Raw genomic sequence first — 13475 nt, 5'->3', positions numbered from 1 at the left:
CGGACCCTGACCGGGGGATGGACAATGTCCTGCCGGTCGGGAACCGTGCAGGAAGAAGACGCGACGCAGCCGGCCGCCGCCTCACCGAGGAACCGCAGCCGGGCCTTACTCAAGACGCAGGAGCAAGTGGTGATCGAAGAGACCCTCCTCGAGGCCGAGGAGAAGATGGAGAAGGCCGTCGTGGTCGCCAAGGAGGACTTCGCCGCGATCCGCACCGGCCGTGCGCACCCGGCGATGTTCAACAAGATCGTGGCCGACTACTACGGTGCGCCGACGCCGATCAACCAGCTGGCTTCGTTCTCCGTGCCGGAGCCGCGCATGGCCGTCGTGACCCCGTTCGACAAGAGCGCGCTGCGCAACATCGAGCAGGCGATCCGCGACTCCGACCTCGGCGTCAACCCGAGCAACGACGGCAACATCATCCGAGTGGTGTTCCCCGAGCTCACCGAGGAGCGCCGCCGCGACTACATCAAGGTCGCCAAGGCCAAGGGCGAGGACGCCAAGGTGTCCATCCGCTCCGTCCGCCGCAAGGCCAAGGACGCCATCGACAAGCTGATCAAGGACGGCGAGATCGGCGAGGACGAGGGCCGCCGCGCGGAGAAGGAGCTCGACGACACCACGCACAAGTACGTCGCTCAGGTGGACGAGCTCCTCAAGCACAAGGAAGCCGAGCTGCTCGAGGTCTGATGAACGACTCTTCCTGGGGGGCGCCGCCACAAGCCGGACAGGCCGGACAGGCCGGACAGGCCGGGTACTGGGGGACCACCGCGCGTGGACCTGTCCAGGGGGCTGCCCCGGCGGGTCCCGCGTACGATGCGCCTGAGGCGCAGCAGACTCGCCCCATGCCCATCGTGCCCGACGTACCCGCGTATGGCGGAGACCAGGATGACGATCGGGGGGCCGCTCGGCTGAGCGGCCCCTTGTTCCGCGAACAGCCGCCCCGCGCGCGGCCGTACGACACGTCGCAGGCGCGGCCCTCCGAGGCGGCGCAGCAGAATCCGGAGCCCATGCACGACTCCCCGCAGCCGGCGCACCCGCCGCAGAAGAAGAGCGCGGGGCGCGACCTGGGTGCGGCCATAGGAGTCGCTGTCGGGCTCGGCGTGGTGATCGTCGCTTCGCTGTTCGTCGTCAAGGCCGTGTTCGTCGGTGTGGTCGCGGTCGCCGTGGTCGTGGGTCTGTGGGAACTGACCAAGCGGCTCGAGGAGCGCAAGGGCATCAAGGCGCCCCTCGTCCCGCTCGCGCTCGGCGGTGCGGCGATGGTGGTCGCCGGGTACGCCCGGGGCGCCGAGGGCGCCTGGACGGCGATGGCGCTGACCTCGCTGGCCGTGCTGGTCTGGCGGATGACGGAGCCGCCGGAGGGCTATCTCAAGGACGTCACCGCGGGCGTCTTCGCGGCGTTCTACGTGCCGTTCCTGGCGACGTTCGTCGCGATGATGCTGACTGCCGACGACGGGCCCTGGCGGGTCCTGACGTTCCTGCTCCTGACGGTCGTCAGCGACACCGGCGCGTACGCCGTCGGGTGGCGCTTCGGCACGCACAAACTCGCCCCGCGCATCAGCCCCGGCAAGACCCGCGAGGGCCTGCTCGGCGCGGTGAGCTTCGCGATGGTGGCGGGCGCGCTGTGCATGCAGTTCCTCATCGATGACGGCGCCTGGTGGCAGGGCCTGCTCCTGGGCCTGGCGGTCGCGGCCACCGCCACGCTGGGTGACCTCGGCGAGTCGATGATCAAGCGGGACCTGGGCATCAAGGACATGGGCACGCTGCTGCCGGGTCACGGCGGGATCATGGACCGACTGGACTCGTTGCTGCCCACGGCGCCGGTGGTGTGGCTGCTGATGGTGCTGTTCGTGGGCTCGGGCTGACGTCCGTACCTGTACGCACCTGAGGGCCTCCGCTCCGGCCGAGCGGGGGCCCTCAGGTTCAGGTAGCGGCTCTGTCGTACGGCCGATCGACGGCGGGGCGGGCCACGCCAGTGGATCTGTGACACTGGGAGAGTTATGCCTGCACCCGGAGAACTCTTGTTCTGTGGGCACGAAGAAGCCCCCTACCAGCGAGTTTGTCGCCAGTAGGGGGCCGTCTTACGCCTGGTGGGCCGTCTCTGGGCCGTCAGGGCTCCTGGGCCGTGCCGAAGACACCATCCAGGGCCCGGCGGGCTCGCTCGCTGCTGCTGGGCATCAGGTGCGCGTACACCCGCAGCGTCATCGAGGGATCGGAGTGCCCGAGGTACTCGCTCACGGCCTTGATGCTCTCGCCCGCGTCCAGGAGGACCGAGGCGTAGAAGTGGCGAAGGGCGTGCATCCCGTGTTGCCGGGCGGAGGCATACGGCTCGCCGGGCTCTCGCGTCGGGATGAGGCCAGCCGCCGCGAGGGCGCGCTTCCACTCGTGGACGTTGAAGTTGCTTCGCCAGACGATCCCGTCGGCCGTGTTGGTGAAGATCAGATGCCGCCCGGTCAGCGGGCCGTCCGGCCTGATCCACGGCAGCTTGATCGCCACAGGTGGTGGACCGCCGACAGCGGCAACCGCACGGTGCCGGCACTTCGGTCGGCGCTGATGAACTACCGCCAACTGACGCCCTTGTTGGGGCTGCCGACCGAGGGCGACCCCACGCCCCTGGACGAGCTTCGCACCAGCGTCGTAGAGATCATGGATGCCTACCAGGCTTCCCGCTACGCCTTCGCGACCCGTCGCCTGCCCCTGGTGCTGGCGGACGCTCTAATCGCGGCGCGGTCCTGCGACGGCTGCGAGCATGAGCAGGCCAACGAACTGCTTGCGCTGACGTATCAGAGCGCTGCCATGGTCCTCGGGAAGGTGGGCGAGGTGGGCCTCGCTTGGATTGCTGCCGATCGCGGATTGGGCGCGGCGCAGCAGTCCGGCAACCCGGCGGTCATCGGCTCGCTCTTCCGGTCCGTGGGTCACTGTCTCCTGTCGACCGGCCGCTTTGACGCCGCCGTACAGCTCATCGGTGATGCGGCCGACTACCTTCGCCCGGGCCTCCGTGGGGCCAGCCCGGAGTTCCTGTCGATCTACGGGACGCTCTTCCTCGCTGGCTCGATAGCAGCCGCCCGGGCAGAGGAGCGCTCGACCGTACGCGAGTTCCTCGCCGAGGCCGACCAGGCAGCCCGCCAACTCGGGCAGGATGCGAACCACATGTGGACCGCTTTCGGCCCGACCAACGTCGACATCCACCGTGTGGCTACCGCGGGCGAACTGGGCGACATGCAGGTAGCCATCGATCTCGGTCCGCGTATCGACACCAGCAGCCTCCCGACAGAGCGCCGGACGCGGCACAGCATCGAGGTGGCCCGTGCCCTTAGCGCACACAACCGTGTCGACGACGCCTTGTCGGCGATCCTTGAAGCCGAGTGTTGGGCACCGGAGCAGGTACGGAGCCACTACCTGGCCCGCGAACTCGTACTCACGTGGGTACGCAACCAGCGTGGCCGACCGAGCCGGGCCATGGCGGATCTCGCCGATCGGCTGCATGTGGTGTAGGTGGATACGCTCGGCTGCATGGCAGCGAACGAGCATGAAGCGAAGATGGCGCATCCGCGTATGGCAGCGGGTGCGCTTTTCTTTGATGCCGGCGGGCGCGTCCTCATGGTGGTGCCCACGTACAAGGACTACTGGGACATCCCCGGAGGCTATGTCGAGACCGGTGAGTCTCCGTTGCAGGCTGCCAGCCGCGAGGTACGGGAAGAACTCGGCATCACGCCGACGCTCGGCCGCCTCCTGGCCGTCGACTGGGCACCCAGCGCTACCGAGGGCGACAAGGTCTTGTACTTGTTCGACGGTGGCGAGCTTGCCCCTGAGGCCGTGGAGGACATTCGCCCGCAGGCCGAGGAGCTGAAGACCGTCACGTTCGTCGCCCCGAGCGAGATCGCGGACCGTACGATCCCTCGGCTGGCACGACGCATCCTTGCGGCGATCGAGGCCCGAGCGGCGAGCGCCCCGGTGTACCTCGAGCATGGCCAGGCGCCGAGCGATGTAGCGGCGTAGCCGAGACCGAAGGCCCTCATCCCTGTCTTGTCTCGATTGATGCTCGACGCAGTGGCCTCACCTGATGCCTGACACCGCTTGCCTCGGCTTGGCTGTGCGCGTCTGATCAGTGTGCGTGGGAGAGCTGGTGTAGTTACTCACCGAGAAGCTTGAGCTGGTACCTGTCGGTGAGTTCGGCGACCCACTCGTCGGAGAACCCGAGACCGTACTGCTCGCCTAGCTCGGCCCGGCGCTGGAGGAACTCGGCAGGATCAGAGGCCGTCTCGCTGACCGTGCCCAGCGCGTCGAAGAACCGCTCGAAGCCTGCGGGGGAGATGATTTCCAGGATCCTGGCCGGTTCCGGTCCAGCGTTCCAAAAGGTATGCAGGATCCCTCGCGGTTTGAGGATGTACGAGCCTGGACCTGCCGTGGCCTCCTCGTCGCCCACTCGTGCGCCGACCCTGCCCTGTAGGACGTACGAGAACTCGTCCTCGCGGCTGTGAACGTGTGGCGGTATGAGACGGCCCGGCTCGATGGGGTGCTCGACGATCGAAAACTGGTTGCCGGTCTCCTCGCCCCAGATCTTGAAGTCGACTCCTATGCCCGCGAGCCAGATCGACTTGCCCTCGTCTGGTTCGACTACGAAGCGGAGAGCCCCCATAACGGCCTCCCAGGTGTCGGTTTTGCCGTCTTCTGTAACTCTATGACCGATTCATAGGAGGCGCCCGGCAGGCTCACTCCGATCATCCCTGCCGCCCGCACCCCAGACCGCCGAGCGGAACGTAAGCAGCACTGGTGGTTTCGTCGTCGCAGGCCAGCGATTCCAAGTCGGATTGGCTTACGCCCGCCTGGTCGTCAAAGCCCACTTGGACACCAACGAGAATCGCGTCTTCCACGGCGAAGCGCTAGACACCACCATTTTCCGCACCACGACGAAGGAAGTAGTGAGGCGCGCCTTCGGTGAGTACACCCACCGGAAGATCGTCTAAGGGCAGACGTCAAGCATCATCCGACGTCAATCCGTCAACCATCAACTGAGACTAGACACGAAGGCCCTCATCCCTGCGGGATAAGACTTTCCCTACTTCATCAAGCCCGGCTGCGCTTCGCTCCGCCGGGCGCGCTTCCCGGCTCTGGCTGCGCCCGCGCTCCTGCCTTCGGCCCGCTCGGCGCTGCCGCCGCCGACGCGCGCCCACATGTGGATAGGGCCGGTAGCCATGAGTCGATCACCGCATAGTGCGGCCCACGGTCAAGGCGATGCCTCCGGCGGGGGATCGGCCGGCACCGGGATGGAGGGGGCGCCGTTCCCGAGTGCAGGTCCGTAGTGGCGTGCGCGGGGAGCTCCCGTCCCGTCCACCGTCGACCCAGGCGAAGCCGAGCAGACGCGGCCCATGGCGTCCAGGTCGTTCGTACAGTGGCGCGCTCCACCTGGACGCCATGAACCACGCCCGCTCCACGGTGTGTGGGTCGACGGCGGACGGGATGGGAGCTGGGGAGGGTGGTTGGTTGAGGAAGTGGCAGCCTAGGTGCGGCTGTTGCCGTCGCGGTTGTCGCAGCGCTCCGTACGCTGATGGGTAGGGGCGACGAAGTTCCCGGTCCCTGGCCCGTTGCGGGATATGTTGAGCGGTGCGCTCATTCGCTCCGAACTACGCCATAAGCTCATTCGAGGTGACCGGCGGGCGATTACCGCGCTGGGCCGCACACAGCCACTCCTCCACCTGGGGTGCATGCTTTTCTCGCGCCGGTCAGTCGGAAATTATCCTAACTTCGTCTCGCACTGATCTTTGGGGCTGTCGAAGTCGTACTCAGGGAATTCTACCCGAAAAAGAAAAAAGCAGGGAAAATACCCTGACTGCCGGGAAGGAGCAGTCAGGGTATTTCCTTTCACCTCAGGTGTTGAGGCACGGAGTCTTGACGATCTGCTGAGTGTTCCCGCCTTCACCGGGTTCGGGGTACACGATGTGCACCACAGCCTTGTAGCACTGCCGGCCGGCCTTGTCCGCGGTGGTGGTCTCGAACCCGCCGAATCCCTTATCCTCGTCGATCCACTTGGGGCCCGCGGTCTTCCTTCCCAGGCCGTGCTCGTTGTCACGGTCGATGCTGATGTGCGGCGTGAAGAGGTTCCCGCCCCTGTCGCAGCCGAAGTGCGCCTGAGCGCGGATCTTGCCGCTGTACTGGTGGTCGTCCACGTACACCTTGATGTGGCAGTTTGTGTTTATCGCCATCTTCACCCAGTCCGACTGCTGGGACGTCGCCGAGGCGCTGGGCGCGCTGAGTGCGATGACGCCGAGGGCGGCGGCACCGACGACAGCGAGATTTCTGATTCCGAGAGGCAAGGTATTCCCCCTTATTCGGGCCTGGTCAGGGCCTTCTTCTCTGGTCGCTCACGATCTTTGCCTGGTGCCGTATCCGCTGCAAGGGAATCAGGAACTATTTGAGAAAAATCTGAGCTTGCCGCCGTGACGAACACCTGGCCCCCACGGGGGAGTTGGGTCCGGGCTTAGGGCGCCGTAAGGGTTTTGTCAAGAGCGCCCCTCTTCGCTGACACCAGTACCTGACATCAACAAGGCCGGACAGCGGCGGGTTCCGTCGAACCTCGACGGACAGGCAGTAGAGGCGGGAGACGAGTTGGCTTACGTTCGGAGGACCCATGATCGACCTGATAAGGATGAGGCCAGACCTCAAAGCCCTAATCCAGCGCGGGGCACCATCCTCAACCCATGGATGGTGCCCCGTCGGCTTGCATCGGCCATTGAGGCTCCGCCGACCTACATCTTCCTCATCCGCGAGCAAACCAATAGCTGGGCCGATCTTGACGGCGCATGCGCGTCTTCCGTGCATCAAACTTGAGACGAGCCAGGAGCGCTTTCTCCGCCCCAGCGAAGTTCCAAACGGGCTTGAACTGGTTCCGGTCTCGGAGGCCGGTGAGGGCCGCATGTGTGAGGAAGCTGTGCTGGAGGCCAAGGGCAATTACGGCTTGCATGGCGGCTTCTTGCTCGGCTCCCCCCCACAGGAGGAACGCGGATCTGCACTGCGTCAAGGATCTGATCGACTCGAAGCAAGGCGGGCTGGTCGATCGGACCAGGCACCTGGGCGGCCAGGAGCGCTCGCAGTTGGTCCGCCAGAACACCTGTCTGCAACAGTGCCTCCAGGGCTGCCCCATCGCTCACTACAGGCTCGCCACGTGCGTGGGCACGACTCATGAGTTGAACGAATGAGCCAGCAAGGCGGGCATCAGCCTCAGCCGCCGCGACACGAGCCAGGCGACGCTCCTCGCGCCACTTCCCCATGAACTGGAAGACCGCTACTAGCACCGCAGCGGAGATTGTGGCTGCGCCGGTGACGACTGCTGTGGCGATCTTCGGATCCATCCTCCGAAACGTATCCGAGCCGAACAGATCTTGTTATCGCCTTCAGAGATCTCGGGACCGTCACCGAGTCACTCTTGCTGTTCCGAGTATTGAGCCTGTACGGCCGTGCCTTGGCCGGATCGCCCCCTTGTGAGCCCTTCGTGTACGTGTCACACAGTTCAGAGGCGGGACCTGGGGGAGGGGAGCACTGCATGTCGGTGTTGGGTGGCTATCCGGTAGGGCCGTCGGCCTGGGCCGTCGAGCGGTTTGAGCGTCATGCCGGCGCGCTTGCCGCTGCGGTTCCGGTGCAGCTGGCCAAGGCGCATGGGAAGGCTCATGCCGCGCATCTCGCTGCGGGGCTGAAGAAGCGGAGTCCGTACGGCCTCGCCCTTGCGGGGGTGGTACGCGAGAACCTGGCGGAGACGGCGCGGCAGCTGGGGAAGCCGTGCGCGACGTGCGCGGATACGAGTACGCGGTGATCAACGATCACGCACTTTTCCCGTTCCGGTACGCGGACAGGCCGAGGCCACTGGACCGAGCCTGATTGCCTGCCAATGCGTCGCCCACACGGCACCGGCTGTTCCGGGCGCACGGGCCGCAGCCTCAGGAAGGCCTGTTCGACGTCGACCAGGACCTGGCCACCGAGGAGTACCTGGGTCTGCACGAAGCGTTCGAGGAGCTGGGAGCTTCCACCAGGTTGGTCTGTGTGTTCTTCACGGCTGACGCCGAAAGCGGCATCCATGCCATCCACTGGGGCGATGCCCACCTCGAACCCGACCGCACCTTCACGTGGCCCTACAGGGAACAGCTCGCGGTCGCTCCGGCGCAGATGGAATGACGGGTGTTGGTGCCGTCACCTGGGCACGGTCGGCCGACGGCTCACCGAGTGCTGGGCCGTCCCTGGGCCGTCCGAAGCCGACCACCGCCGACAGTCGGCACCCACAGGTGACCACCCCCACCCCGCTCTGGCCTGGGCCCCCAGAGTTGATCTGCCACACTGGGAGAGTTATGCCTGCACCCGGAGAACTCACTTTCGTCGCCCCCCGCGGAGCCAAGAAGCCGCCGCGGCACCTTGCCGACCTCACGCCTGCCGAGCGCAAGGACGTCGTCGCTGCGATCGGCGAGAAGCCGTTTCGTGCCAAGCAGCTCTCGCAGCACTACTTCGCGCGGTATACGCACGAGCCGGAGCAGTGGACCGACATCCCGGCCGGATCGCGGGCCAAGCTGCGGGAGGAGTTGTTCCCGGAGCTGATGACGGTCGTACGGCATCTGTCGACCGACCAGGGCACCACGCGCAAGACGCTGTGGCGGCTGTTCGACGGGACGCTCGTCGAGTCGGTGCTGATGCGGTATCCGGACCGGGTGACCATGTGCATCAGCTCCCAGGCGGGGTGCGGGATGAACTGCCCGTTCTGTGCCACGGGGCAGGCGGGGCTGGACCGGAATCTGTCGACCGCCGAGATCGTGCACCAGATCGTGGACGGGATGCGGGCGCTCAGGGACGGTGACGTGCCCGGCGGGCCCGCTCGGCTGTCCAACATCGTCTTCATGGGCATGGGCGAGCCGCTCGCCAACTACAACCGGGTCGTGGGCTCCATCCGGCGGCTGACCGATCCGGAGCCGGACGGGCTCGGGCTGTCCCAGCGCGGGATCACCGTCTCGACCGTCGGTCTCGTCCCGGCCATCAACCGGTTCGCCGACGAGGGCTTCAAGTGCCGGCTCGCGATCTCGCTGCACGCGCCCGACGACGAGCTGCGCGACACCCTCGTCCCCGTGAACACGCGGTGGAAGGTGCGCGAGGTGCTCGACGCCGGATTCGAGTACTCCGCCAAGTCGGGCCGTCGGCTGTCCATCGAGTACGCGCTCATCCGGGACATCAACGACCAGGCCTGGCGAGGTGACCGGCTCGGGCGGCTGCTCAAGGGCAAGCCGGTGCATGTGAATCTGATCCCGCTGAACCCGACTCCGGGCTCCAAGTGGACCGCGTCCCGCCCCGAGGACGAGAAGGCGTTCGTGGAGGCCATCGCCGCCCATGGTGTGCCGGTGACGGTTCGGGACACCCGTGGTCAGGAGATCGACGGGGCGTGTGGGCAGCTCGCCGCGACCGAACGGTAGTCTGACCGCCGTAGGTACATTTTCATATGGCGTAAATACATCTTCATATTCCGACAGGGGAGCGCCACAGCGCTGAGAGTGCGGCATCGGCCGCAGACCCTCCGAACCTGGCCCAGGTCATTCTGGGTAGGGAGATCGGTCACCACTCGAGCTGTTGCGCCCTGCCCGGAGCCTTCCCAAGGGTTCCGGGCAGGGCCGCGTCTCTTCCTGGTCACCCCCAGGAGGAATTAGTGAGCATCACCAAGAAGTCCACGGTGAAGTCCATGGCCCTGGCCGTCGGGCTGTGTCTCGTCGCGCTGCCCGCGCTGTCCGCGTGCGGGTCGTCCGACGCCGGCAGCGGCAACGGCAGCGGCGGGTCCAAGACCGTCACGCTCGTCAGCCACGACTCGTGGGCCGTCTCGAAGAGCGTCATCGCCGCCTTCGAGGAGCAGTCCGGATACAAGGTCAGGGTCCTGGAGGACGGCGACGCCGGGCAGGCCGTCAACAAGGCCATCCTCACCAAGGACAACCCACAGGGCGACGTCTTCTTCGGCGTCGACAACACCCTGCTCTCGCGGGCGCTCGACAACGGGCTGTTCCAGTCGTACGAGCCGAAGGGCTCGGACAGGATCAAGGCCGAGTACCTGGCCGACCAGGACAAGCACCGGGTCACCCCGATCGACACCGGCGACATCTGCGTCAACTACGACAAGGCGTACTTCAGCAAGCACAAGCTGGCCCCGCCCAGCTCGTTCGACGATCTGATCAAGCCCGAGTACAAGGACCTCCTCGTCACCGAGAACGCCTCCGCCTCCTCGCCCGGCCTCGGCTTCCTGCTCGGCACCGCCGCCGAGTACGGCGACGACGGCTGGCAGGACTACTGGAAGAAGCTGAAGGCCAACGGCGTGAAGGTCGTCGACGGCTGGGAGCAGGCCTACAACGAGGAGTTCTCCGGCTCCGCCGGCGGCAAGAAGGCCAAGGCCGACCGTCCGCTCGTCGTGTCGTACGCCTCCTCGCCGCCCGCCGAGGTGATCTACGCCGAACCGAAGCCGACGACCGCACCGACGGGTGTCGCGACCGGCACCTGCTTCCGGCAGGTCGAGTACGCGGGTCTGCTCAGCAACGCCGGGAACACCGAGGGCGGCAAGGCGCTCCTCGACTTCCTGCTCACCAGGACGTTCCAGGACGACATGCCGCTCAACATGTTCGTCTACCCCGTGGTCGAGGGCGCCCAGGTGCCCGAGGAGTTCTCGAAGTACGGACCGCAGGCCAAGGAGCCCGAGACCCTGGACCCGGCGAAGATCGCCGACAACCGTGACGACTGGGTCAAGTCGTGGACCTCGCTCGTACTGAAGTAGGCCCCCGCAAGGGCGCCTTCCGCAGGGGACGCGCGCGGAGCGCGGCGGTGCGGCTCGGCCTCATCGCCGTGCCCGTCGCGTTCTTCGCGGTCTTCTTCGCCCTTCCCGTCGCCGCGATCGTCGCGCGTGGCCTGAAGGTCGACGGGGTCTGGCAGTTCGGGCGCCTCCTGGACGTGCTCGGGCAGCCCGACGTCCGGCACGTCCTGTGGTTCACCACCTGGCAGGCACTCGCCTCCACCGCGCTGACCCTGCTGATCGCGCTGCCGGGCGCCTACGTCTTCGCCCGCCTCGACTTCCCCGGCAAACAGATCCTGCGGGCCGTGGTGACCGTCCCGTTCGTGCTGCCGACGGTCGTCGTCGGTACGGCGTTCCTCGCGCTGGTCGGCCGCGGCGGACTCCTCGACGGGCTGTGGGGCGTACGGCTCGACACCACCGTGTGGGCCATCCTGCTCGCGCATGTCTTCTTCAACTACGCCGTCGTCGTACGGACGGTCGGCGGGCTGTGGGCGCAGCTCGACCCGCGGCAGGAGGAGGCCGCGCGGATGCTGGGCGCGTCACGGCTCACCGCCTGGCGGACCGTCACCCTCCCGGCGCTCGGACCCGCCGTGGCCGCCGCCGCGCTGATGGTCTTCCTGTTCACCTTCACCTCCTTCGGTGTGGTGCAGATCCTCGGCGGCCCGGCCTTCTCGACGCTCGAAGTCGAGATCTACCGGCAGACGTCCGAGATCTTCGACCTGTCCACGGCGGCCGTCCTGACGATCGTCCAGTTCCTCGCCGTCGGCGCGATCCTCGCCGTACACGCCTGGACGGTACGGCGGCGGGAGAGCGCCCTGCGGCTGGTGGACGCGTCGGTGACCGCGCGGCGGCCGCGCGGGGCGGGGCAGTGGTCGCTGCTGGCCGGTGTCCTGGTCGTCATCGCCGTACTCCTGGTGCTGCCGCTGGCCGTGCTGGTGCAGCGGTCGCTGGACGCGCCCGACTTCGGCTACTACCGGGCGCTGACCAGTGCCGACGGCGGAGTCTTCCTCGTCCCGCCCATCGAGGCGATCGGCAATTCCCTGCAGTACGCCGTCGTCGCCACCGCCATCGCCGTACTGATCGGCGGTCTGGCGGCGGCCGCGCTGACCCGACGGGACGCGGGCCGGTTCGTCCGGGGCTTCGACGCGCTGCTGATGCTGCCGCTCGGGGTGTCCGCGGTGACGGTCGGCTTCGGGTTCCTGATCGCCCTGGACGAGCCGCCGCTGGACCTCAGAAGTACGTGGATCCTCGTCCCGCTCGCCCAGGCGCTGGTCGGCGTGCCCTTCGTCGTGCGGACCATGCTGCCCGTGCTGCGCGCCGTGGACCAGCGGCTGCGCGAGGCGGCTTCGGTGCTGGGGGCGTCACCGTGGCGGGTCTGGCGTGAGGTGGATCTGCCGATGGTGCGGCGGGCGCTGCTGATCGCGGCCGGGTTCGCCTTCGCCGTGTCGCTGGGCGAGTTCGGGGCGACCGTGTTCATCGCACGGCCCGACAACCCGACGCTGCCGGTGGCCGTGGCGAAGCTGCTCGGGCGGGCCGGTGATCTCAACTACGGGCAGGCGATGGCCCTTTCGACGATTCTGATGATCGTGTGCGCGGTGGCGCTGCTGGTGCTGGAGCGGCTGCGCACCGACCGGACCGGGGAGTTCTAGATGCTGCTGAGCCTTGCGGACGCGACGGTACGGTTCGACGGCCGGGCCGTGCTGGACGCCGTCGGCCTCGACGTCGCCGAGCACGAGATCGTGTGCGTGCTGGGGCCGAGCGGCAGCGGCAAGTCGACGTTGCTGCGGGTGGTGGCCGGGCTCCAGCCGCTGGACCAGGGCCGGGTGCTGCTCGACGGGCGGGACCAGGCGGGGGTGCCCGCGCACAAGCGGGAGGTCGGGCTGATGTTCCAGGACCATCAGCTGTTCCCGCAGCGGGACGTCGGCGGCAATGTGGCGTTCGGGGCGCGGATGCACGGCGCCTCGAAGGGCGAACGGGCCGAGCGGGTACGGGAGTTGCTCGACCTGGTCGGACTTCCGGGCGCCGGCCGTCGTGCCGTCGCCTCCCTGTCCGGCGGTGAGCAGCAGCGGGTGGCGCTGGCCCGTGCGCTCGCGCCCCGGCCGCGGTTGCTGATGCTGGACGAGCCGCTGGGCCAGCTCGACCGCTCGCTGCGGGAGCGGCTCGTGGTCGAACTCCGCGAGCTGTTCGGCCGGTTGGGCACCACCGTGCTGGCCGTGACGCACGACCAGGGGGAGGCCTTCGCGCTCGCCGACCGGGTCGTGGTGATGCGGGACGGGCGGATCGCCCAGACGGGTACGCCGCTCGAGGTGTGGCAGCGTCCGGTGGACGAGTTCGTGGCGCGCTTCCTCGGGTTCGACAACGTCGTCGAGGGGACGGTCGCCGGGGAGGCCGCCGACACCCCCTGGGGCAAGCTGCCCGTGGGCGAGGGCGCCGCGCAGGGCACCCGGACGCTGCTCGTACGGCCGGCCGGGGTGCGGCTCGTGTCCCCGGACTCGGGGCTGCGCTGCACGGTCACGGCGCGCACGTTCAAGGGCACGCATGTCGCCGTGCACCTCCAGCCGCAGGACGCACCGCGTTTGGAGGCGGCGTGTGCGCTGCGGGAGGCGCCCGAGGTCGGGGACGCCGTCGGCGTGGAGTTCGACGCGGCGGAAATTGTGCTGCTGGGGTGATCACCCCGCACATA

General features: G+C 67.7%; 11 protein-coding genes, 1 pseudogene and 1 riboswitch. Of the genes and pseudogenes, 9 read left to right on the top strand and 3 right to left on the bottom strand.

Going from position 1 to position 13475, the window contains the following annotated elements; all coding sequences use genetic code 11:
* Window positions 1-129 precede the first annotated feature (129 nt).
* Both frr and OHO27_RS11465 read left to right on the top strand, forming a co-directional pair.
* Window positions 130-687, top strand: coding sequence for a ribosome recycling factor (gene frr, locus OHO27_RS11470; protein ID WP_328422895.1), 558 nt, complete (start codon window positions 130-132; stop codon window positions 685-687).
* Window positions 687-1862, top strand: coding sequence for a phosphatidate cytidylyltransferase (locus OHO27_RS11465; RefSeq protein ID WP_328422893.1), 1176 nt, complete (start codon window positions 687-689; stop codon window positions 1860-1862). Before frr ends, OHO27_RS11465 begins: the two co-directional genes overlap by 1 nt.
* 216 nt (window positions 1863-2078) lie before the next feature.
* On the opposite strand, the pseudogene OHO27_RS11460 reads toward OHO27_RS11465, so the two are convergent.
* Window positions 2079-2499: pseudogene (locus OHO27_RS11460) on the bottom strand (tyrosine-type recombinase/integrase); the annotation flags it as partial.
* A 51-nt stretch (window positions 2500-2550) separates the two neighbouring features.
* Here OHO27_RS11460 and OHO27_RS11455 point away from each other — a divergent pair.
* Window positions 2551-3492 carry an XRE family transcriptional regulator gene (locus OHO27_RS11455; protein ID WP_328422891.1) on the top strand — a complete coding sequence of 314 codons (942 nt, stop codon included), beginning with the start codon at window positions 2551-2553 and terminating at the stop codon, window positions 3490-3492.
* Between the two features lie 18 nt (window positions 3493-3510).
* On the top strand, window positions 3511-3996 hold the full coding sequence (locus tag OHO27_RS11450) for an NUDIX hydrolase (RefSeq protein WP_328422889.1): 486 nt from the start codon (window positions 3511-3513) through the stop codon (window positions 3994-3996).
* A 133-nt stretch (window positions 3997-4129) separates the two neighbouring features.
* Here OHO27_RS11450 and OHO27_RS11445 read toward each other — a convergent pair whose 3' ends face one another.
* Window positions 4130-4636, bottom strand: a complete 507-nt coding sequence (locus OHO27_RS11445; protein ID WP_328422887.1) for a cupin domain-containing protein — start codon at window positions 4634-4636, stop codon at window positions 4130-4132.
* Between the two features lie 1228 nt (window positions 4637-5864).
* Window positions 5865-6311 (bottom strand): hypothetical protein, encoded by a 447-nt coding sequence (locus OHO27_RS11435; RefSeq protein ID WP_328422885.1) that lies wholly within the window; start codon window positions 6309-6311, stop codon window positions 5865-5867.
* Window positions 6312-7869: 1558 nt separating this feature from the next.
* Here OHO27_RS11435 and OHO27_RS11430 point away from each other — a divergent pair.
* The 5 genes from OHO27_RS11430 to OHO27_RS11410 all read left to right on the top strand — a co-directional run bounded on the left by OHO27_RS11430 (window position 7870) and on the right by OHO27_RS11410 (window position 13461).
* Complete coding sequence (locus tag OHO27_RS11430; RefSeq protein WP_328422883.1) at window positions 7870-8163, top strand: hypothetical protein; 294 nt, start codon at window positions 7870-7872, stop codon at window positions 8161-8163.
* A gap of 170 nt (window positions 8164-8333) precedes the next feature.
* Window positions 8334-9440: a 23S rRNA (adenine(2503)-C(2))-methyltransferase RlmN gene (gene rlmN / locus OHO27_RS11425; RefSeq protein ID WP_328422881.1), complete on the top strand. Its 1107-nt coding sequence runs from the start codon at window positions 8334-8336 to the stop codon at window positions 9438-9440.
* A 45-nt stretch (window positions 9441-9485) separates the two neighbouring features.
* A riboswitch (TPP riboswitch) is annotated at window positions 9486-9591 on the top strand.
* 79 nt (window positions 9592-9670) lie between these two features.
* A complete protein-coding gene (locus OHO27_RS11420; RefSeq protein WP_328422879.1) occupies window positions 9671-10777 on the top strand; it encodes a thiamine ABC transporter substrate-binding protein in 1107 nt (368 codons plus the stop codon).
* A complete protein-coding gene (locus tag OHO27_RS11415) occupies window positions 10753-12441 on the top strand; it encodes an ABC transporter permease (protein WP_328422877.1) in 1689 nt (562 codons plus the stop codon). Before OHO27_RS11420 ends, OHO27_RS11415 begins: the two co-directional genes overlap by 25 nt.
* A complete protein-coding gene (locus OHO27_RS11410; RefSeq protein ID WP_328422875.1) occupies window positions 12442-13461 on the top strand; it encodes an ABC transporter ATP-binding protein in 1020 nt (339 codons plus the stop codon).
* The last annotated feature ends 14 nt before the right edge of the window (window positions 13462-13475 follow it).

The sequence above is a fragment of the Streptomyces sp. NBC_00443 genome (assembly GCF_036014175.1).
Taxonomy (GTDB): domain Bacteria; phylum Actinomycetota; class Actinomycetes; order Streptomycetales; family Streptomycetaceae; genus Streptomyces.
The sequence above is the reverse complement of the archived record's forward strand: the minus strand, read 5'-3'. Positions and strand labels throughout refer to the sequence as shown.

What these genes read in the sequence shown, in the direction of transcription:
- OHO27_RS11465 (WP_328422893.1), top strand. Translation starts at nt 687, where the DNA reads ATGAACGACTCTTCCTGGGGGGCGCCGCCACAAGCCGGACAGGCCGGA.
- OHO27_RS11455 (WP_328422891.1), top strand. Translation starts at nt 2,551, where the DNA reads ATGAACTACCGCCAACTGACGCCCTTGTTGGGGCTGCCGACCGAGGGC.
- OHO27_RS11450 (WP_328422889.1), top strand. Translation starts at nt 3,511, where the DNA reads ATGGCAGCGAACGAGCATGAAGCGAAGATGGCGCATCCGCGTATGGCA.
- OHO27_RS11445 (WP_328422887.1), bottom strand. Translation starts at nt 4,636, where the DNA reads ATGGGGGCTCTCCGCTTCGTAGTCGAACCAGACGAGGGCAAGTCGATC.
- rlmN (WP_328422881.1), top strand. Translation starts at nt 8,334, where the DNA reads ATGCCTGCACCCGGAGAACTCACTTTCGTCGCCCCCCGCGGAGCCAAG.
- OHO27_RS11410 (WP_328422875.1), top strand. Translation starts at nt 12,442, where the DNA reads ATGCTGCTGAGCCTTGCGGACGCGACGGTACGGTTCGACGGCCGGGCC.